At 50.4% G+C, this 18,141-nt stretch carries 21 protein-coding genes; 6 read left to right on the plus strand and 15 right to left on the minus strand.

All coding sequences use genetic code 11. The annotated features are described in order from the left end of the window. Position 1 precedes the first annotated feature (1 nt). Genes VHA_RS05590 through VHA_RS05600 form a run of 3 tightly spaced genes read left to right on the plus strand, consistent with a single transcriptional unit; the run spans position 2 to position 3,873 of the window. A complete protein-coding gene (locus tag VHA_RS05590) occupies positions 2-2,206 on the plus strand; it encodes a xanthine dehydrogenase family protein molybdopterin-binding subunit (protein ID WP_005502628.1) in 2,205 nt (734 codons plus the stop codon). 33 nt (positions 2,207-2,239) lie between these two features. Continuing rightward, the gene (locus VHA_RS05595; RefSeq protein WP_040528280.1) at positions 2,240-3,262 is read left to right on the plus strand and encodes an XdhC family protein; all 1,023 of its coding nucleotides are present in this window, start codon (positions 2,240-2,242) and stop codon (positions 3,260-3,262) included. A 2-nt stretch (positions 3,263-3,264) separates the two neighbouring features. Beyond that, complete coding sequence (locus VHA_RS05600) at positions 3,265-3,873, plus strand: nucleotidyltransferase family protein (RefSeq protein ID WP_005502632.1); 609 nt, start codon at positions 3,265-3,267, stop codon at positions 3,871-3,873. Between the two features lie 27 nt (positions 3,874-3,900). Here the strand turns inward: VHA_RS05600 and VHA_RS05605 are convergent, their stop codons facing one another. The 6 genes from VHA_RS05605 to VHA_RS05630 all read right to left on the minus strand — a co-directional run bounded on the left by VHA_RS05605 (position 3,901) and on the right by VHA_RS05630 (position 9,330). Continuing rightward, entirely contained in the window at positions 3,901-5,448 is a 1,548-nt protein-coding gene (locus VHA_RS05605; protein ID WP_005502634.1) for a BCCT family transporter, read from the minus strand. 318 nt (positions 5,449-5,766) lie between these two features. After that, entirely contained in the window at positions 5,767-6,198 is a 432-nt protein-coding gene (locus VHA_RS05610) for a hypothetical protein (protein ID WP_005502636.1), read from the minus strand. A gap of 134 nt (positions 6,199-6,332) precedes the next feature. Further along, entirely contained in the window at positions 6,333-7,439 is a 1,107-nt protein-coding gene (gene modC, locus VHA_RS05615) for a molybdenum ABC transporter ATP-binding protein ModC (protein WP_005502638.1), read from the minus strand. After that, positions 7,436-8,128, minus strand: coding sequence for a molybdate ABC transporter permease subunit (gene modB / locus VHA_RS05620; RefSeq protein ID WP_005502640.1), 693 nt, complete (start codon positions 8,126-8,128; stop codon positions 7,436-7,438). The genes modC and modB overlap by 4 nt, the downstream gene beginning before the upstream one ends. Positions 8,129-8,134: 6 nt before the next feature. Beyond that, complete coding sequence (modA, locus tag VHA_RS05625; protein ID WP_005502642.1) at positions 8,135-8,905, minus strand: molybdate ABC transporter substrate-binding protein; 771 nt, start codon at positions 8,903-8,905, stop codon at positions 8,135-8,137. Between the two features lie 125 nt (positions 8,906-9,030). Then, a complete protein-coding gene (locus VHA_RS05630) occupies positions 9,031-9,330 on the minus strand; it encodes a DUF6916 family protein (RefSeq protein WP_005502643.1) in 300 nt (99 codons plus the stop codon). 188 nt (positions 9,331-9,518) lie between these two features. Here VHA_RS05630 and VHA_RS05635 point away from each other — a divergent pair, with 188 nt between their 5' ends. From VHA_RS05635 to VHA_RS05645, 3 genes are all read left to right on the plus strand, one after another. Continuing rightward, the gene (locus VHA_RS05635) at positions 9,519-9,728 is read left to right on the plus strand and encodes a hypothetical protein (protein ID WP_040528282.1); all 210 of its coding nucleotides are present in this window, start codon (positions 9,519-9,521) and stop codon (positions 9,726-9,728) included. 369 nt (positions 9,729-10,097) lie between these two features. Next, positions 10,098-10,526, plus strand: a complete 429-nt coding sequence (locus tag VHA_RS05640) for an RNA-binding S4 domain-containing protein (RefSeq protein ID WP_005502646.1) — start codon at positions 10,098-10,100, stop codon at positions 10,524-10,526. A gap of 569 nt (positions 10,527-11,095) precedes the next feature. Further along, positions 11,096-12,046, plus strand: coding sequence for a TDT family transporter (locus VHA_RS05645; RefSeq protein WP_040528284.1), 951 nt, complete (start codon positions 11,096-11,098; stop codon positions 12,044-12,046). A gap of 28 nt (positions 12,047-12,074) precedes the next feature. Here VHA_RS05645 and ureG read toward each other — a convergent pair whose 3' ends face one another. The 9 genes from ureG to urtE form a co-directional block, all read right to left on the minus strand. Then, positions 12,075-12,695: an urease accessory protein UreG gene (ureG, locus tag VHA_RS05650; RefSeq protein WP_005502648.1), complete on the minus strand. Its 621-nt coding sequence runs from the start codon at positions 12,693-12,695 to the stop codon at positions 12,075-12,077. An 11-nt stretch (positions 12,696-12,706) separates the two neighbouring features. Beyond that, positions 12,707-13,411, minus strand: coding sequence for an urease accessory protein UreF (locus VHA_RS05655; protein WP_005502649.1), 705 nt, complete (start codon positions 13,409-13,411; stop codon positions 12,707-12,709). Continuing rightward, positions 13,411-13,608, minus strand: coding sequence for a hypothetical protein (locus VHA_RS05660; protein ID WP_005502650.1), 198 nt, complete (start codon positions 13,606-13,608; stop codon positions 13,411-13,413). Before VHA_RS05660 ends, VHA_RS05655 begins: the two co-directional genes overlap by 1 nt. Positions 13,609-13,639: 31 nt before the next feature. Then, positions 13,640-14,107 (minus strand): urease accessory protein UreE, encoded by a 468-nt coding sequence (gene ureE / locus VHA_RS05665; protein WP_005502652.1) that lies wholly within the window; start codon positions 14,105-14,107, stop codon positions 13,640-13,642. An 8-nt stretch (positions 14,108-14,115) separates the two neighbouring features. Beyond that, positions 14,116-15,822: an urease subunit alpha gene (gene ureC / locus VHA_RS05670; RefSeq protein WP_005502653.1), complete on the minus strand. Its 1,707-nt coding sequence runs from the start codon at positions 15,820-15,822 to the stop codon at positions 14,116-14,118. A 1-nt stretch (position 15,823) separates the two neighbouring features. Then, complete coding sequence (locus VHA_RS05675) at positions 15,824-16,180, minus strand: urease subunit beta (RefSeq protein ID WP_005502654.1); 357 nt, start codon at positions 16,178-16,180, stop codon at positions 15,824-15,826. A gap of 10 nt (positions 16,181-16,190) precedes the next feature. After that, on the minus strand, positions 16,191-16,493 hold the full coding sequence (ureA, locus tag VHA_RS05680) for an urease subunit gamma (RefSeq protein WP_005502655.1): 303 nt from the start codon (positions 16,491-16,493) through the stop codon (positions 16,191-16,193). A gap of 65 nt (positions 16,494-16,558) precedes the next feature. Further along, positions 16,559-17,434: an urease accessory protein UreD gene (locus tag VHA_RS05685; RefSeq protein WP_005502656.1), complete on the minus strand. Its 876-nt coding sequence runs from the start codon at positions 17,432-17,434 to the stop codon at positions 16,559-16,561. Between the two features lie 10 nt (positions 17,435-17,444). Further along, on the minus strand, positions 17,445-18,140 hold the full coding sequence (gene urtE / locus VHA_RS05690; protein ID WP_005502657.1) for an urea ABC transporter ATP-binding subunit UrtE: 696 nt from the start codon (positions 18,138-18,140) through the stop codon (positions 17,445-17,447). Between the last annotated feature and the right edge of the window lies 1 nt (position 18,141).

Raw genomic sequence — 18,141 nt, forward strand, 5'->3', positions numbered from 1 at the left:
CATGCGCGATTTTCTGAACGGTTATGTGCCTGAAGAGGCTTTATTAAAAAATACTACACAGTCAGGCACCAGTCGCCGCAACTTTATCAAACTGATGTCTACCGCAGGTGCAGGGTTAACTTTGGGCGTTCACCTACCTTCTGTTGCTGCTGGTGATAAAGAAACAGCCGGCACCTCTTTCGTACCAAACGCCTTCGTGCGTGTAGGATCTGACGACACGGTCACCATCTTGATAAAGCACTTAGACATGGGGCAGGGTATCACTACCGGCTTGGCCACGATTGCGGCCGATGAACTCGATGCCGACTGGAGCAAGGTCACCACTGAAGCCGCCCCCGCAAACGCCAATCAATACAATAACCTGCTTTTTGGTCCTGTTCAGGGAACCGGCGGTAGTACGGCGATAGCCAACTCCTTTATGCAATTACGAATGGCAGGAGCAAAAGCAAAAGCCATGTTGATTAATGCTGCTGCGAAAGTATGGGAAGTGTCGCCATCTGAAATAATGACCAGTAGCAACACACTCTCACACAATGCATCTGGAAAGTCGGCCAGTTATGGCGAAATGGCCGAACTTGCTGCATTGCAAACTGTCCCCTCTGATGAGCAGGTCACCCTGAAAACCCCTGAGCAGTTCACGATCATCGGCAAAACAGGTACCTTGCGTAAAGATCAAGGGAAAAGCAACGGTACGGCCACTTTCACGCAAGACGTACAACTTGAAGGGATGCTGACCGCGGTTGTCGCCCATCCCCCAGCGTTTGGCGCACAAGTGGTGTCATTTAATGCAACGACAGCGAAACAATCTCCCGGAGTTGTCGATGTGGTTCAAATTCCAAATGGCGTCGCTGTTATCGCGAAAGACTTTTGGAGTGCGAAAACCGGCCGTGACAAGTTGACGATAGAGTGGGCTCGCTCTGCATTCAACAAAAGCACCGAGCAACTTAAAAAAGAGTACACAGCGTTAGCACAACGCCCCGGCCAGCCTGCACGCAACGAAGGTGATGCTAACAAAGTACTCGGCGCTTCCGACGATGTTATCGAGGCCACCTACTACTTCCCCTACCTTGCCCACGCGCCAATGGAACCTATGAACTGTGTGGTATTGGTTGGTGATGGTAAGGCTGAGCTTTGGTATGGCGCACAGCTTCAAACTATCGACCAGTATGCCGTCGCCAAAGTACTTGGTATCAAGCCGGAAAATGTCACTATCAATACCCTGTTTGCCGGTGGCAGTTTTGGGCGTCGTGGCAACCCCCACTCGGACTACGTCGTTGAAGCCACCATGATTGCAAAAGCAAAACCAGGGGTTCCCGTTAAGTTGGTTTGGACACGTGAAGACGACATGCAGGCAGGCTATTACCGTCCAATGTACGTTCACAAGATCCGTGGTGCGGTTGATGCTGATGGCAACCTTTCAGCATGGGAGCAACGCATTGTTGGGCAGTCAATTGCGGCAGGAACGGCCTTTGAGCAGTTTATGGTAAAAGATGGTGTGGACTCCTCCTCTGTTGAAGGCGCATCAACACTGCCCTACGCCATTCCCAACCTTGCCGTTGAACTGCATACCGTTCAACAACCTGTCCCGGTTGTTTGGTGGCGCTCTGTCGGACATACGCACAACGCGTTTTCTACTGAAACCTTCTTTGACGAACTGGCACATAAAGCAGGGAAAGATCCCGTCGAATTGCGCCGTGCGCTCCTCAAAAACCATCCCCGTCATCTCGGTGTGTTAAACCTAGCCGTAGAGAAATCCGATTGGGGTAAGCCACTTGCGAAAGGGAAAGGCAGAGGTGTGGCCGTTCATGAATCGTTCCGTACCTTTGTGGCTCAGGTAGTAGAAGTGACCGTTGAAAACGGTCAGATCACGGTTGATCGCGTGGTGTGCGCAGTGGACTGTGGTGTTGCAATCAATCCGGATATCATCAAAACACAAATGCAAGGCGGGATCGGTTTTGGACTATCACCTGCCCTTGTCAGTGAAATTACGCTGCAAAACGGTGCAACCGTCCAGTCAAACTTCCACGATTATCAGGTGCTCCGGGAGATGCAAATGCCGGAGATAGAGGTTCACATTGTGCCATCTGCGGAACCACCAACTGGCGTTGGTGAGCCAGGCACGCCCCCCATCGCACCTGCCGTTGCAAACGCTGTATTTGCGGCAACCGGTAAGCGGCTTTACGACTTACCAATGAAAATGTCGTAAACGTTCAGGCTGGGTAAGTAAAAAGGAAAGGAAATGTCAAACCATCTACTGTACTTGTTGGATCAGTGGTCTCCGGACAAAGATAACGCCGAATGGGTACTCGGAACCGTCTTTGAAACGAAGGGGCCCTGCTATCGAAAAGCCGGTGCAATGATGCTTTTCAGCAGTCTTGGGCAACAACTTGGTATGTTGAGTGGCGGATGTCTGGAGTCAGACATCCAGCGCCATGCCAAGAAAGTCATGATGACAGGAGAAGCCTGTACCCTGACCTATGACAGTCAGGATGAAGACGATCTTTCCTTTCAACTTGGTATAGGCTGCGGTGGCACCGTTCATATCATGCTGCAACCTGTTAACGCCAATAATCGCTATCTGCTGTTGGATAAAATCCATGAAGCGCTCAAACAACGTCAGTGCGGATACTACTATCAAATGATCGCCAAAAACGGGAGTAACATTGAAGCAAACTACTTACCTTCAGGGCGAATCCACCAGTACATGGCCGACAAACACACCATTGGCGAGAGCATTGAAGAAGGTGAGCAGACCTGGCTGAAAACCTATATACAGCCGCCTGTACATTTGCTTGTTTGCGGTGGCGGTTATGATGCCAGGCCGATTGTTGCGCTTGCGCACCAGCTGGGTTGGCAAGTCACCTTATGGGACCCACGGCCTGCGAATGCAAGAAGGGACTATTTTCCTCTGGCAAACGCCATCATCCGTTCTGAACCAGCGTCTTTGGGGCAGTATTGTCATGATTTTTACGTCGATGCAGCTATCGTGATGACACATAACATCTCGCTTGATGCCTCCGTGCTCAAAGCACTCAAGTCAACCCGTTTGACTTACATTGCATTACTTGGCCCATCGCACCGAAAAGAAGATGTTCTTCAAATTGCAGAGCTACACGAGTCACATTTATCGTGCAAACTTGCAGGGCCGGCAGGCTTGCAACTCGGAGCAGCATTGCCAGAAGGGATCGGACTTTCTATTCTGTCTGAATGCATGGCAGCACTTAACGATGCCGATGCCAACTCATTTAGTGGAATAATATAAGAATGATAAAACTTGCCGCAGTAATACTCGCTGCAGGCCGCGCTTCCCGATTCAAGCAATGCAAAGCACTAGCAGAAATTAATGGCGCACCGCTTATCAGCTTCCCCATCAATGCGGCTGCTGCGATCACCAAAGACATCTTTATCACCACGGGTTTTTGGCACAAAGAATTGGAGAGTGCCTGTCAGAAACACAACTGGCCTGCAAGAATACTCTATATCGACACATGGGAAGAAGGCATTGGCAGCGTGATCTCTTCCGTTACCGGGAAGCTTGAAAAAGAGTATGACGCGATTCTTTTTATGCTGGCGGATCAACCCGCGGTGAGCAGCGACAATGTAGCGCTGCTTTGGAAAGTGTTTATCGAACACATCAACGATGCGGTTTGTTGCCAATATCACGACACTATCGGTGTTCCTGCTATTGCGTCTAACACCCTGTTTGAAGAATTAAAAATGCTGGAAGGCGAGTCGGGAGCCAAGTATTTACTCAATAATGGAAAACATGTGGTTAACGTGGTCGCGATTGATCAATGTCATATTGATATCGACACTCAGGAAGATCTCGATAATTACGTGCATTATCTCAATCACATGGCGTCACTTTGGTAGCGACGCCATGTGTTAACGAAAAAATGGTTAGCCGAACACCTTTTCACCATTGGCTTCCATTTCTTCACTGACAGGTTGCATTTTCACCAGAGTAATGGGGGCAGAGATCAGCGTCGTGGCTATCAGCAAGGAAACCGGAACAGCGGTGATCACAATAAAAGATTGCAACGCAGCAAGTCCACCATTCCCGGCCATCAACAAGACAGCAGCAACAATGCCCAGCAGCAACGCCCAAAACAACCTGTTGTATTTCGACGGAGTCGAATCCTCAGATGTCACGACAGCAATAGAGTAAGCCATGGAATCACCGGTCGTCGCAACGAAGGTCGTCGTCAGGATCAAAAATGCCGGCACCAAAATCAGCTGAAGTGGCAACTGTTGCAAGGTAGCAATCAAGATACCGGGAAGCCCCGCTCCTGACATCGCATCGGAAATCGAGCCCGGATCTGTCAGTTCAAAGAAAATGCCTGTACCACCAAGGGCCGTAAACCAAAAATTCGTCACAATGGGAGAACCGACAGCCACTGCCACCACGAGCATACGGATACTGCGACCACGTGAGATCTTGGCAATAAAGATCGCCATCATCGGTGCGAAGCCAATAAACCAACCCCAGAAAAACCAGGTCCAGCTCGTCATCCAATCTGCACTGTTTGCTTCAATACTCATTGCAGAGAAGTTGCCAATGTAGCTGCCAAAAGCGTGGAAGAAAGAATCAAAGATGAACGATGTCGGTCCCAACACCAGCACAACCACTAGCAGGGCAAGCGCCCCCAATACATTAAGTTTTGACAGCCACTGAAGGCCTTTGTCCATGCCTGTGAATGCGGAAAGGGAATAAATCGCAACCACACCCATCAGGATAAATATCTGGGTGCCGAGTTCATTCTCTACACCAAACAAGACTTCAACACTGTAACCGAGCTGGCTGGCCAAAAAGCCAATAGGTCCGATTGTACCTGCCGCTACACCTACGATGGAACAGGCATCAACCACAGCGCCAAACCAGTGCTTTTCAAAGCGTTCACCGAACAACGGATAAAGCAGCGCCCTTGGTCGAAGCTTCAGACCTTTTTCATAATGGGCATGCATCAACACTATTGTCGCCAGCGTACCCAACACGGCCCAAGCTAAAAACCCCCAGTGGAGGAAACTCTGGCTCAGCGCAGCTGTTACTGCTGCCAGACTGTTTTCATCAACACCATCATATGCAGGAGACGGTGACATAAAGTGATAAACAGGCTCGGCAGCCGACCAAAATACACCGCCCCCCGCGAGAAGCGTACACATAATCATCGCAATCCAGCGGAATGCACTGATATCTGGCTTGGATTGCTTACCCAACTTCATCCCACCATATGGAGAGACAGCAACAAGGAGCGCTAACGCCAGGTTTGCCACCATTAGCCATTGCCAGAATGTGCCAAATCCGTCTGCTGCATAACCAAACAGGGTGTTAATTGATTGGGAGAAAAGCGACATATCATACATAGCCGCAAAGAGGAACAGGGCAAAAAAGCCGATAGTCAGGGTTGAAACCAGTTTTTCGCTTTTAAATAGAGATGTAAAAATCATTGTGCTCTCACATTGTGTGTGAGGGGCAGCACCTTAGCAGATCATATACGTGACATCCATCACTTTTCATTGAAATCTAATCTTTACCTTGTCATTTTCATACTTGCCCGACACACAGAAAATAACCATAAGCCTTTGTATTTACATAAAATAAAAGGCGTTCGGTAAAACATCATTCCGCTTAGAGCACAGAAAATACTTTGCACAATAAACAACCCAGTAAACAGTAGCCTGCCTCAAGCCCAGAATGCATTCCCCCGCCTGTCAAAAATACCAATCCCCCAGGTATTGATAGAAATCCGGTCGTGCATTTCGGTTTCAGGCTTGTTCTGCGCGCTGTTTTTTGGACTTGGAATAGGTATCTACAATCTGTTTGTGGAGTGAGGTAGCCGCACGGACCAGACGAGGATGAAGTTGCACTTCACGATTCTCAATCAGAGTCTTATTGTAGCTGATCACCGATGCAGTCAAACATGCCGCCACCTTAATCTGACCTAATTTATGTGCATACATCGCCGTTTTGATTGCCATATATGCGTGCTGGTCATTTTTCTTATAACTTTGAACTGCAAAACGCTCAAACCGCAAAAAGTCCTTGAGGTAAGACAGGTGAATACGGGTAACATGTTTGTCATAGTATTCTTGAAATTTGCTGTAGCTGCCTGAGCGGTTGGCTTGCATGAGCTTTTTAACCCACTCCGTCGACTTGAGTGTTTCTTTCTTAAACAAGCCGCTTAGCCATGCAAACATTTCTCTCTCCTACTCTTCCTTACGGGCCTCTACTCAAAAGGTGTTGATGTCATCGACACCAACTAAAAACATGTCATGCGGTAAAAGGCCCAAAGATTCTACTTTAGTTTGCAATGGGATATGCAAATAATTTATTAAAAATTCTTGTGTTCCTGCGCCAGATCCCCTTTGGTAATGCTCACGCCCTTCAGTTGGGCATAAACACCATCTCCTCTGGATAAACGCAAGTCGTCTGCGGCCCACTGTGTGATATTGGCCAATAACCGTTGGTTCCCCACCCTCAATGCAACCTGGCAGTAACCACTCTGTGAGTCATCACTGGGTAAATCGCACACTTCATCAACAACGGCGGGCAATATGTTTCGGATACTGGTGTCATTCGGTCTGGATTTGACGATGGAAATGTCGTTGGCAAACACACGAAGCCGAAGCGTAGCCCCGATAGGCTTACCAGTATCCGGTACCCAAAGAATTTCACCATCCAAATCAAGTTGTGCCATGGCGTAGTCAGGGTGCTTCCCGACACAACGCGCCATTACAAGCGCACTTTGCTCTTTGGCTGAAAGCCAGGGACGCATCGGTGCCGAACCCCAAACATCATGCAATGGACCATTGGCAATCACCTTCCCGTCATTCAGGATTACCATGCTGTCGGCAATATGTAAGATCTCATCCAGACTATGACTTACGTACAAGACGGGGATGTTGAGCTTTTCTGCAAGACGCAGCAGATACTGGATAAGTTCTTGTCTGCGTGGCCCATCCAAAGATGCCGTCGGCTCATCCATGATCAATAATTCAGGTTCTGACAGCAACGCACGGCCAATTGCTACACGCTGCTTCTCACCACCGGAAAGATCTGCCGGATGACGTTTCAGGAGCCCTTCAATGCCTAGCAGGGCAATGATTTCGCTAAACTGGGCGTTGTCTTCACGCTGTTGCCCATATTTAAGGTTTTTTTCTACAGTCATGTGAGGAAACAGACGCGCTTCCTGAAACACATACCCGATCCGGCGGTGTTCAGGGGGCAGATTAATGCCAGCGACACTGTCGAAAAGCACTTTGTCGCCCACCGAAATCCTGCCTGATTCAGGCGTGACCAACCCACTGATGGCATTGATAAGAGAGGTTTTCCCCGCGCCGGAACGGCCAAATACCGCAGTAATGCCTGATGAAGGAATTACCTCTTCCAAAGACAAAACAAAGGGCGTGTGATTGAGAGTAAAAGAAAGCGTAATCATTTCAGCCCCATTTTCTTTTTCATCCGGCGGCTCAGCCATTCAGAGCCAAACAGAGACAGCAATGCAATTACGATGGAGATAATACAAAGGCGTGCCACCCCCTGCTCTGCCCCCGGCGTTTCAAGAAAAGCAAACATTGCGAGCGGGATGGTCTGAGTTTGACCGGGAATATTCGACACAAAAGTGATAGTGGCACCGAATTCGCCAAGGCTTCTTGCAAACGCCAATACCAAACCGGAAAGGATGCCGGGCGCAATCAAAGGTAGGGTAATGGTAAAGAAAACACGCCAGGGAGAGGCGCCAAGTGTTCGTGCCGCTTGCTCGAGTTTTTGGTCAACAAGCTCGATAGAAAGCCTTACGGCCCGAACCAACAATGGAAACGCTACCACGGCAGAAGCCAGTGCCGCCCCTTTCCAACTGAACGAAAACGACAAGCCAAACGTATCGTACAGCCAACTGCCCACCATGCCGCGCCGCCCCATCAACACCAGCAATAGGTAACCAATCACCACTGGGGGCAACACCAGAGGGAGATGGACAATCCCATCAAGGAGCGATTTCCCCACAAACTGCTTTCTTGCTAACAACCATGCCACCGCAATACCTAGTGGCAGACTCACTGCCACCGCAACTATCGAGATCTTCAGGCTGAGCGCCAGCGCTGCCCATTCAACAGGTGTAAGTAACATCAGTGTTTATTGCTCTTGTTTTGACGTAAGCACAACAAAGCCATTGGCGGATAACACTTGCTTTGCTGACTCGGAATCTAAAAAGCGGAAAAACGCTTTCGCTGATTCAGAAGCCTCTTTTGTCAGGGCTTTGGGGAACACAATCGGCGCGTGCGAATTATCAGGGATTGGCGCAACAACATGAACAGCGCCGGAAGCCTTCGCATCGGAATAGTAAACCACGCCAAGCAACGCTTCTCCCCGCTCCACCAACGCCAATGTTGCCCTTACGCTGTTTGACAGCGCAAGTTTCTCTTCAACGGTTGACCATAAACCGAGTGACTCCAGGGCTTCTTTGGCATATATCCCGGCAGGCACATGGTTTGGGTCTGCCACGGCAATCCGACTGTTACCGATTGCTTGCAATAAACCTTTAGGCTCAAGTGACAATGTGTTCACCCCATTGGCCGGCGCAACAAACACCAACTGGTTTGCAACCCAGGGAGAAACAGACTCAGACTCGATGACCCCTTGATCCACGGCATAATCCATCCATTTTTCATTCGCCGAAATATAAATATCAGCAGGTGCACCATACGCCAATTGGCGCGCTAACGCAGAAGAAGAGGCATAAGAAACCACCACGTTTTCACCTGTCTGCTTTTCATAATCACGGACAATCTGGCTTAATGCCGTCGTCATCGAAGAGGCGGCAAACACCAACACGTCCTCACGTGCAAATGCGCCAGACGAAAGCAGATAAAAAACAGGCAAGAAAGTGAGAAGAATGCGTTTCATACGACCTCTGACTAGAAGAACGCGACAGAATGGGATTATCATAACAACGAATTGGGAATGGGGGTATTTAAAGCGCCTAGCGTGTGATTATCTGATGACAAAAAACACAAAAGAGGCGCGAGTTGTTACGCCTCGGTGTTAATCGTAATGGTGTAGCGGTTATCACCAGCCTGCATCACATAGAGAATTTGCTGTCCCATAGAATGGTGGGAAATCAGATAATTCCCCTGTGGAAACTCCATCTCCTCTGGACCAACCAGCACGATAGTATAGTGTTCAACAAGACAATCGTTTTTTGTGGTGCCGTTTCCTTCGCCTTCAATAACCGACTCCACCAACACGTCATATTCGTTTTCTGCACCATCAATCAATTGAACGGTTTGTCCGGCCAGCTTAGAGATGTTCTCCCAAGACAATACATTCATTTTATTTCTCCCGACAGGCGCGTGTTGAAAGCCTCAACTACACGCAATTTTCCATTGGCTAAAGTGTAGCCATCATGCAGTCAGGAAACCGATTTTGAGTATAAATTTCTGACAGTTGCCCCAATTTTTCTGCAATACCATTAACAATGGGGAAGTTGCGGGTGGGAATGTAGATCTGAAAAGAAAACATGGAACCAGAAACGCCATCTGGCGCTTCTGGTCTCTTTGCGGTTAACGCAGTTTTAATGGACGCGTTTTTTGCGTTTTACTCTGGTGGTAAAACCACAGGCGTCTTGATTTATTACTCATGTACAACACCTCTTTTTTTATTCAGGTTAAAATACGCTGGCTTTATAAGACCCAAAGCGCGCACGCATTACATTCCTGATGATTTTTAACAATACATCACCTGTATCTGCCAATGTGTTGGCTGTCCCCCGTTCTTTAATTGCCTCGAGGAGCACACTTTTTCCTGAATGAAAAACGCATTCCGTGATACAAGGTGAGTGGGTTATATGACAGTGAAAACAGGAAAAAATTCCGAATATCGTCACAACAACAATATGTTTATTACATCCCTTTGCAAGTTTCAAGAGACTCCGCGCACTTCCATGTTGCCCATGTCACAGTTCTGCGGTAACAACAACCAGCCTGTATACGTTTTCACCACACCGACCTATCCCCTGCTACATAGGCGTTTCCGAGTGTATTGCCACCCATTCTTGCGCTACACTCCGGCTAGTCATCCCTAAGTAAGAGTAACCTGTATGTCTCATGAAGAGATCGAAGTCGAAGCGATGGGTATTGAGGTTTCATCCCAACCGATTGAGCTCTACAAAGTGCTCAAAATGGCCAATGCTGTCAGTGGTGGTGGTGAAGCAAAGATGGCGATCGCAGAAGGCTACGTGATCGTGAATGGTGAAGTGGAAACACGTAAGCGCTGCAAAATTTATGATGGCGATGTCATCGCATTCAATGAAGAATTCTATGTCGTACTTTGCGACACGCCACCGACACCTGTTGAACCCAACGTTAAAAAAGCCAACGTCGCCGCCCAACAGACAATGCACAATAAACATCACCAAGGGAAAGAGAGCACGAAAAAAAATCAGGGTAAGCATTCAAAAACAGCCAGAAACAAAAGCCCACAGCCTGAAGAACGTGCCGCAAACGGCAGAAGAAAGATTTCATTCTGATTGTCACTTTCCAGCATCGATAAAAAAGCCACCGAAGCGGTGGCTTTTGCTTAACTCTAATGGTTGAAATCGAATACTGTGGTGTTGCTGTAAATTTCTGGTGCCTTACTTGCTCACTATGTTGAGCTTCCTGGTCTCGTGTGTTTGTAACACATGGACCCCGTGGTGCGTAAGGGCTTATCACGTTTTCAGTGTATTCCTACACAAGGTGTAACAATCCAAATTGTTTGCAACCCAACGTCATCGCCAGTGCACTTTTGCCCAGCGAACCCGAGCTCAAAACTCTTCCTCATTCGTCAAAACTTCTGGGTGCAATTTGAGTATAGATAAGGCTGATACGCGGTCTAGATTCCGGTTCGATGAATGTGACCGGGTTTCCGCTTTCGACAATATCACCCTTTTAGGATGAATTTCCGGCAGGAAATATGCTTTAAAACCAGACATAGCAAGGCTTCAAGCGATGAAGAAAAACTGGCATGCTTCTACTTACTGAATGTATTAAAGAATATCCGGTCTGCTTATCACATCGTCAACCTGCGCGCGTATAATACACGGATTACAATATAATCATGGATGTTAGATTGACTGCTTTTCACTCCCCTTTTCGTTTCGTGCCGACAGCGCAGGCCTCCCTTGCGATGGCGTTTTTTGGCCTTGGTGTTGCCTGGTCACTGTATCACCCCATGACAGGTCTGCTGACCCGCCCGGTTTTGTCAGCGTTGGGCATTATGCTGATTGTTCCGGTTTGGCTGAAATACGTTTTCGAGCCAAAGCGATTTTTCCAGGATTTACGGGACCCGCTTTACGGTAGCCTGATGGCTCCCATGACGATGTCACTCCTGTTGATGGCTGACTTTCTTGCCGAAGTGAATGTGAACATGGCTGCCATCATTTGGTATCCCGCCATGGTTATGCACGTGTTCATGATGTGCTATTTCTTCTTTCATCAGCTTCAAGCTTTTGATAAATGCCACATCTACCCCAGTTGGTTTCTCTACCCAGTTGGGCTGATCAGCAGCACCCTGGCGGGTCCTAAACTTGGATTTAATGAAGAGTCGGTGCTGCTTGCGCACATTTGTATTGGGACATACTTTTTTATGCTGCCGTTTGTGCTTTACCGTCTTTGCTTTCTGGACAGGTTACCGAGAAACTCCCGGCCAGTACTCGCTATCATGGCAGCGCCTGTCAACCTGGCTCTAACAGCCTATCTGGTGAATCTCCCCACCCCAGACCCTGTGTTAGCAGGTGCATTGGCCGGGGTCGGCATTATGATGACGTTGTTTGTGTACCTTTGCTATATCGATCTGCTCAAAGAGCCGTTCCAGCCGACGCTCGCCGCCCTGACCTTCCCGTCCGTGATCAGCGCAGTGGCAATGGAAAGGTTGATGATCTGGCTGGGGAAAGATTTCCCCCATTGGAGATGGCTGGAAACACTGGGGCTGGTTGAACTCACCGTGGCAAGCTTATTGGTGACGTGGGTCAGCGTTGGCTACATCCGGCACTATGGTTTTGGAAAGTAGCAGCGATGATATATAGCAAGCGGGCTGACTAACCCGCTTTTTTGAGCATGCCTTCTGTTTCCAGAAAATGGATTACCTCAGTTAACCCGACACCTTCCTTCAGATTTGAAAACACATACGGCTTCACCGGGCGCATCCGTTTGGTGTCTGAATCCATCACCGCAAGATCGGCACCAACATAAGGTGCCAGATCAATTTTGTTGATCACCAGAAGATCAGAGCGGGTGATCCCCGGTCCGCCTTTACGCGGAATTTTCTCCCCTTCCGCCACATCTATCACGTAAATAGTCAGATCGGCCAGCTCAGGGCTGAACGTCGCACTCAGGTTGTCACCGCCACTTTCGATAAAGACCAAATCCAAATCTTTATGACGCTTGGCAAGCCCCTCAACTGCTTCAAGGTTCATCGACGCATCTTCACGAATCGCAGTGTGTGGGCAACCACCCGTTTCGACCCCAACAATGCGATCAGCAGGCAAGGCTTCTGCTTCGGTCAGAATGCGCTGATCTTCGCGGGTATAGATATCATTGGTCACCACCGCCACCGAGTAGGTATCCCGCATCGCCTTACACAGCACTTCCAGTAAAGCTGTTTTCCCTGACCCAACAGGGCCGCCAACGCCGACCCGTAAAGGTTGTTTGTAATCCATTAACTGTCTCCTTATGAACGGAATAACCGTGAATACTGTGTTTCGTGGCAACTGGAAGCTATCGCCTGCGCAGGGGCAAACGAACCCACCTGTTCATCAGCAACAAAGCGTGACGCCTCCACCACGTCCTGCAGAATGTCAGACACCGCCATCAATACCCGCTGACCCGTGGTTTGCCCAAGTGGCACCATCTTCACTCCCGCCATCACGCAGTTTTCTAGCCAGCTCCAGGCATAACCGTGGCACAGGGTTTCTTCTTCTATCTCCCATGTCACCCCGGCAAGGGCAAAACCCGCCACCTGGCTTGTTGCTAACACACTATCCAGTTCCGCATTTTCCCCAGCAACATTTTTTATCCCAATAACAGTGTCAGCCCCGACAGCGGTAAGCTGCTGGATCAGCTTCAGCATGGTTCGGCCACGCTGGTGTTCCTCCCTCCGTAATTCCTTGGTTTCACGGCTGGCATAGAGCCAGTCACACCAGTGCCGGGCATCGGCGATATCGCCTGCTTTGAGCGCGGCATACACACGACGCAATACCGGCAATTCCAGTTGCTGTAAACTGTCGGTCGCCAGACTCACCAGCCAGGCTTTCAGGGTGCTTTCACTGTCTACCCACCCGGTTTCAATTGCCCATTCCAACCCCTGCGAATAGCTGAAGGCGCCCACCGGTAAGGAAGGACTGATAAGTTGGAACAGTCGATATTCAGCAGCCATCAGGCGCGACCATTGAAAAAGTGGTAAAGCGCGATACCCACACAAACGACAGCCACCAGCATCAGCACGGACTCAAAGGGATGTGCCTGCGCTGTTGCCAGAATGTGGGATAACGTTTCGGGGTGCGGTTCTGCGGTGACGTGTGCGTAAGACATCATTGGTAGCCACGCGATGGCGGCTAAAAACCGTTTTTTCATTGTGCTGTCTCCTTGACTGAATAGTGAAAACTCAATGAGAGTAGTGATGCCCGGATGAATGCCCGCCATAGGCACCCGCCTCTGGCTCAAAAGGCGCCATTTCGACCACCACTTTACCGCCTAGCATCCCGGCCATTTCATCTAAAACATGGTCATGCTGATAACGCACCCAGCCGTCCCCCACTTGCAGTGGCACATGCCGGTTTCCCAGGTGGTAGGCTATCCTTGTCAACAAGTGCCCGTTATCGGCATGTACAGTCGACACGTTCTCTTTCGCCGCAACCACACGTACCTTCTCACCATTTGGTGACACCAACACATCACCACCACGAAGCGTTAACCCGCGGGGAAGAAACAGGCCGGCGTCACTGCCGTTATCCAGCGTTACGCGAAGACGGCTTTTTATTCGTGAATCAATACCAAGGTGCACCGTCGACAGCTCAGTCATATCACTGTCGCGTGCATCTTCCACCTTGATCACTTGTGTAAACTCAAGCATTGTTCACCTCAGAACAGGAAATAGCGCTGTGCCATTGGCAACACATCTGCAGGTTGGCAAACCAGCAGTTGACCATCTGCACGCACTTCATAGGTTTGCGGATCAACCTCAATGTTTGGCTGCCAATCATTGAGCTTCATGTCTTTTTTGCGGATATTGCGGCAGTTCTTCACAGCAACCGTCCCGCTTTTCAAACTAAGCCTCTCCGGCACACCGTTATCTATTGCCATCTGGGACATAAACAACAACGAGCTGTTTGCAGGACCAGCACCGAAGGAGCCAAACATAGGGCGATAGTGAACCGGCTGGGGCGTCGGGATAGAACCGTTAGGATCTCCCATTGGTGCGGTGACGATTAACCCGCCTTTGATTACCAGCGAGGGCTTCACACCAAAAAACGCCGGTCTCCACAGTACCAGATCCGCCAGCTTGCCTTTTTCAATCGATCCCACCTCATGCGCCACACCGTGGGTAATGGCCGGGTTGATGGTGTACTTCGCCACATACCGCTTAATCCGTGCGTTATCGCTGTACCGACTGTCTCCCTCTAATGGCCCGAACTGCACTTTCATCTTGTGCGCGGTTTGCCAGGTGCGCAGCACCACTTCACCCACGCGGCCCATGGCCTGTGAATCAGACGAAATCATCGAAAATGCTCCCATGTCATGCAGCATGTCTTCGGCGGCAATGGTTTCCCGGCGAATACGGGATTCTGCAAAGGCGATATCTTCTGCGATTGACGGGGAAAGGTGGTGGCAAACCATCAGCATATCGAGGTGTTCATCTATCGTGTTCACAGTGTAAGGACGTGTTGGGTTGGTGGACGATGGCAATACATTCGCCAGTCCCGCCGCCTTCATAATGTCCGGAGCGTGTCCGCCGCCTGCCCCTTCGGTGTGATAGGTGTGAATGACCCGATCGCCAATAGCATTCAGTGTCGCTTCAACAAAACCACACTCGTTCAGGGTATCGGTATGAATGGCGACCTGGGTATCCGTCTGTTCTGCAACGCCCAGACAACAATCGATCGCCGCCGGGGTCGACCCCCAGTCTTCATGCAGTTTCAGCCCGCAGGCCCCGGCGGCAATTTGTTCCTCCAGCGCCCCCGGCAAGCTGGCATTCCCTTTGCCCAGCAAGCCAACGTTCATCGGGAAAGCATCCAGTGATTGCAGCATGCGATGAATATTCCATGGCCCCGGCGTACAGGTGGTGGCGTTGGTGCCTGTAGCTGGCCCAGTTCCGCCACCAATCATGGTGGTGACGCCAGAAGTCAGCGCCTCTTCAATTTGTTGCGGACAAATGTAGTGAATGTGGGTATCTATACCACCAGCAGTCAGGATCTGCCCTTCCCCCGCCACCACTTCGGTGCCCGGGCCAATCACGATATCAACGTTATCCTGAACATCCGGATTGCCGGCTTTACCAATATGCGCAATACGGCCCCCTTTAATGGCCACATCGGCTTTGACAATGCCCCAGTAATCCAGCAGCACCACATTGGTGATCACCATATCCGGGGTTTCACTGCTGGGCCGCTGGCTTTGTCCCATGCCATCACGAATGGTTTTACCGCCACCAAATTTCACTTCGTCGCCGTATACGGTAAAGTCTTTTTCCACTTCCAGCCAAAGCTCGGTGTCAGCAAGGCGTACGCAATCCCCGGTTGTCGGGCCGAACATTTCAGCGTAAGCGTTTCGGGAAATTTTCTTACTCATCTCAACGGTCCTTATCGCCGGTTGACCCGCCACTTAATGGCCCCATGCAACGTCCCTGAAAGCCGTAAATGGTGCACGTACCCGCGTAGGCCACCAGCTCTACGGTCCGGCTTTGTCCCGGCTCAAAGCGCACTGCCGTACCGGAAGGGATATTGAGACGGAAACCTCTTGTTTTGGCGCGCTCGAACACCAAAGCATCGTTAACTTCAAAAAAATGATAATGAGACCCCACCTGAACCGGCCTGTCTCCGGTGTTTGCCACATCCACAGAGACCGTCTGGCGGCCTGCATTAAGCGCGATTTCACCGTCCGCAACGCGGATTTCACCGGGCGTAAATGACCCTGTTTTCTGCTTCATCATCGCCTCCTTACACAATCGGATCGTGAACAGTGACAAGCTTGGTGCCATCGGGAAATGTCACTTCCACCTGTACGTCGTGGATCATTTCCGGCACCCCGTCCATCACATCGTCGACGGTTAAAATAGTGCGCCCGAAATCCATCAGTTCCGCCACAGTGCGGCCATCGCGGGCACCTTCCATAATCACGGCGCTAATCAGGGCAACCGACTCGGGATAATTCAGTTTCAGGCCACGTGCTTTGCGCCGCTCCGCCAATAAAGCAGCAGTAAACAGCATCAGCTTGTCCTTTTCTCTCGGGGTTAACTCCATGTGTTCGCTCCTCGCTTTTTTGCAGTCAGATTGCTTTTTGCAGTCAAATTGCTGCTTGCGTTAAATCAGGTTCGCCAGATCCTCGGCACGTCCGGGGTTTTTCCTGTCCAGTGCCTGCGTATTTGAAGCCAGCATTCACTCATGATCTGGAACATCACTTCTGTATCCTGCGCCAATGCGCGTACCGCCAGTAATCCATCAATGTCGGTAATACCAAGCGCCAGCGACTGGGGTTTCTCCCGCTCTGCCCACCAGTTTTTGAGCAGCGCCGACAACCTTTCGGCATCGCCATAGGCAAACAAACAGCCGATAACAGGAAAGCCCCGAAGTGCCGCCTCGGCGTGCGTTAACGTGGAAGGATTAACCCGAAGGCGTTCACAGAGGATCAACTGGCTGTCAACCGAAACAGTGGTCAAGCCGTCGATCACGCCGTTATCGAAGCCTTGGTGGGAAGCAGGTTGCCCCAGTGTCCAGATCTCCCAGCCCACAAACTGTGAACGGGATGAAAGCTGGATATCCGTCCGGGTTTTCAGATGGGCATTGGGAAAAGCGATGTTTTCCAGTGGTAACCATTCAAGGCGGCTGTTCTCGCCCACGGTCAGAGATTGGTTGAGGGTCGCCACGCGGCCACCGGAACGGTAGAAACGGGCCGCGCCCGGCGTGGTCACCAGCGTTTGTGCTTCTTCTTTGACATCGATGGCAACCGTCAGGCAGTCTCCACCCACCACACCGCCCGGCGGATGCAATAAATGGCTGTGACACACGTCCCCCTCCGGATACAGCGCCCGCTGCACCGCTAAAGGTCCACGGTGGTGGCACTCGCTGAGTACGGTTTTATACCCGTTGTGACGATAGCCAAGGCGAAGTTCCGCTTCCCACCGGCCATGGCTCTGAGCGGGTTCGACGGGCTCGTCGGTGAATGCTGCCAGGGTTTGCGCCATTCAATCACTCCTAAACCGTGAGGTATTGGCGGATAAGATCTTCGGAAAGTTCATCCATCCCACCACTGGCAACATTCCGGCCCCGGTCAAGCAGACAGAAACGGTCGCCAATTTTTCGTGCAAATGGCAATTTCTGCTCCACCAGAATCACGGTTAAACCCAGTTCCTGATTGAGCTTGCAAATGATGTCGCCAATCTCTTGCACAATGTTGGGCTGTATGCCTTCGGTCGGCTCATCGAGCAGCAGAAGTTTCGGGTCGATGACTAAAGCCCGGGCAATCGCCAACTGTTGCTGTTGGCCGCCTGACAAATCGCCACCAAACCGGCGTTTCATTTCTGCCAGCACCGGAAACAACTCATAGATATAATCCGGGATTTTCCTGTCATTTTTTCGCCGGATGGGAAGGCCAATCTCCAGGTTTTCTTCCACGGTTAAACGGGGAAAAATCTGTCTGCCCTGTGGCACATACCCCACACCAACACGCGGGCGCTCTTCCGCCCGGCGCGGCGCAAGATCATTTCCTTCCATCAGGATCTCGCCGTTATCAATGTTCAGCAGCCCCATAATGCTTTGCAGCAAGGTGGTTTTACCGACGCCGTTGCGCCCCATCACCACGGTGCATTGCCCTTTTGGTGCATTGATGGAGAGATCCCACAGCGTCTGGCTCTCTCCGTATCTTTGATTCAGTCCGTTGACTGTCAGCATG

The organism is Grimontia hollisae CIP 101886, from assembly GCF_000176515.1.
GTDB lineage: Bacteria > Pseudomonadota > Gammaproteobacteria > Enterobacterales > Vibrionaceae > Enterovibrio > Enterovibrio hollisae.

What these genes read in the sequence shown, in the direction of transcription:
- ureE (WP_005502652.1), bottom strand. Translation starts at nt 14,107, where the DNA reads ATGCTTGAGTTTACACAAGTGATCAAGGTGGAAGATGCACGCGACAGT.
- VHA_RS05675 (WP_005502654.1), bottom strand. Translation starts at nt 16,180, where the DNA reads ATGAAGCAGAAAACAGGGTCATTTACGCCCGGTGAAATCCGCGTTGCG.
- VHA_RS05605 (WP_005502634.1), bottom strand. Translation starts at nt 5,448, where the DNA reads ATGATTTTTACATCTCTATTTAAAAGCGAAAAACTGGTTTCAACCCTG.
- VHA_RS05635 (WP_040528282.1), top strand. Translation starts at nt 9,519, where the DNA reads ATGGAACCAGAAACGCCATCTGGCGCTTCTGGTCTCTTTGCGGTTAAC.
- VHA_RS05610 (WP_005502636.1), bottom strand. Translation starts at nt 6,198, where the DNA reads ATGTTTGCATGGCTAAGCGGCTTGTTTAAGAAAGAAACACTCAAGTCG.
- ureC (WP_005502653.1), bottom strand. Translation starts at nt 15,822, where the DNA reads ATGAGTAAGAAAATTTCCCGAAACGCTTACGCTGAAATGTTCGGCCCG.
- VHA_RS05645 (WP_040528284.1), top strand. Translation starts at nt 11,096, where the DNA reads ATGGATGTTAGATTGACTGCTTTTCACTCCCCTTTTCGTTTCGTGCCG.
- modA (WP_005502642.1), bottom strand. Translation starts at nt 8,905, where the DNA reads ATGAAACGCATTCTTCTCACTTTCTTGCCTGTTTTTTATCTGCTTTCG.
- VHA_RS05685 (WP_005502656.1), bottom strand. Translation starts at nt 17,434, where the DNA reads ATGGCGCAAACCCTGGCAGCATTCACCGACGAGCCCGTCGAACCCGCT.
- VHA_RS05630 (WP_005502643.1), bottom strand. Translation starts at nt 9,330, where the DNA reads ATGAATGTATTGTCTTGGGAGAACATCTCTAAGCTGGCCGGACAAACC.
- ureG (WP_005502648.1), bottom strand. Translation starts at nt 12,695, where the DNA reads ATGGATTACAAACAACCTTTACGGGTCGGCGTTGGCGGCCCTGTTGGG.
- VHA_RS05660 (WP_005502650.1), bottom strand. Translation starts at nt 13,608, where the DNA reads ATGAAAAAACGGTTTTTAGCCGCCATCGCGTGGCTACCAATGATGTCT.
- VHA_RS05595 (WP_040528280.1), top strand. Translation starts at nt 2,240, where the DNA reads ATGTCAAACCATCTACTGTACTTGTTGGATCAGTGGTCTCCGGACAAA.
- modB (WP_005502640.1), bottom strand. Translation starts at nt 8,128, where the DNA reads ATGTTACTTACACCTGTTGAATGGGCAGCGCTGGCGCTCAGCCTGAAG.
- VHA_RS05590 (WP_005502628.1), top strand. Translation starts at nt 2, where the DNA reads ATGCGCGATTTTCTGAACGGTTATGTGCCTGAAGAGGCTTTATTAAAA.
- VHA_RS05655 (WP_005502649.1), bottom strand. Translation starts at nt 13,411, where the DNA reads ATGGCTGCTGAATATCGACTGTTCCAACTTATCAGTCCTTCCTTACCG.
- VHA_RS05640 (WP_005502646.1), top strand. Translation starts at nt 10,098, where the DNA reads ATGTCTCATGAAGAGATCGAAGTCGAAGCGATGGGTATTGAGGTTTCA.
- modC (WP_005502638.1), bottom strand. Translation starts at nt 7,439, where the DNA reads ATGATTACGCTTTCTTTTACTCTCAATCACACGCCCTTTGTTTTGTCT.
- VHA_RS05600 (WP_005502632.1), top strand. Translation starts at nt 3,265, where the DNA reads ATGATAAAACTTGCCGCAGTAATACTCGCTGCAGGCCGCGCTTCCCGA.
- urtE (WP_005502657.1), bottom strand. Translation starts at nt 18,140, where the DNA reads ATGCTGACAGTCAACGGACTGAATCAAAGATACGGAGAGAGCCAGACG.
- ureA (WP_005502655.1), bottom strand. Translation starts at nt 16,493, where the DNA reads ATGGAGTTAACCCCGAGAGAAAAGGACAAGCTGATGCTGTTTACTGCT.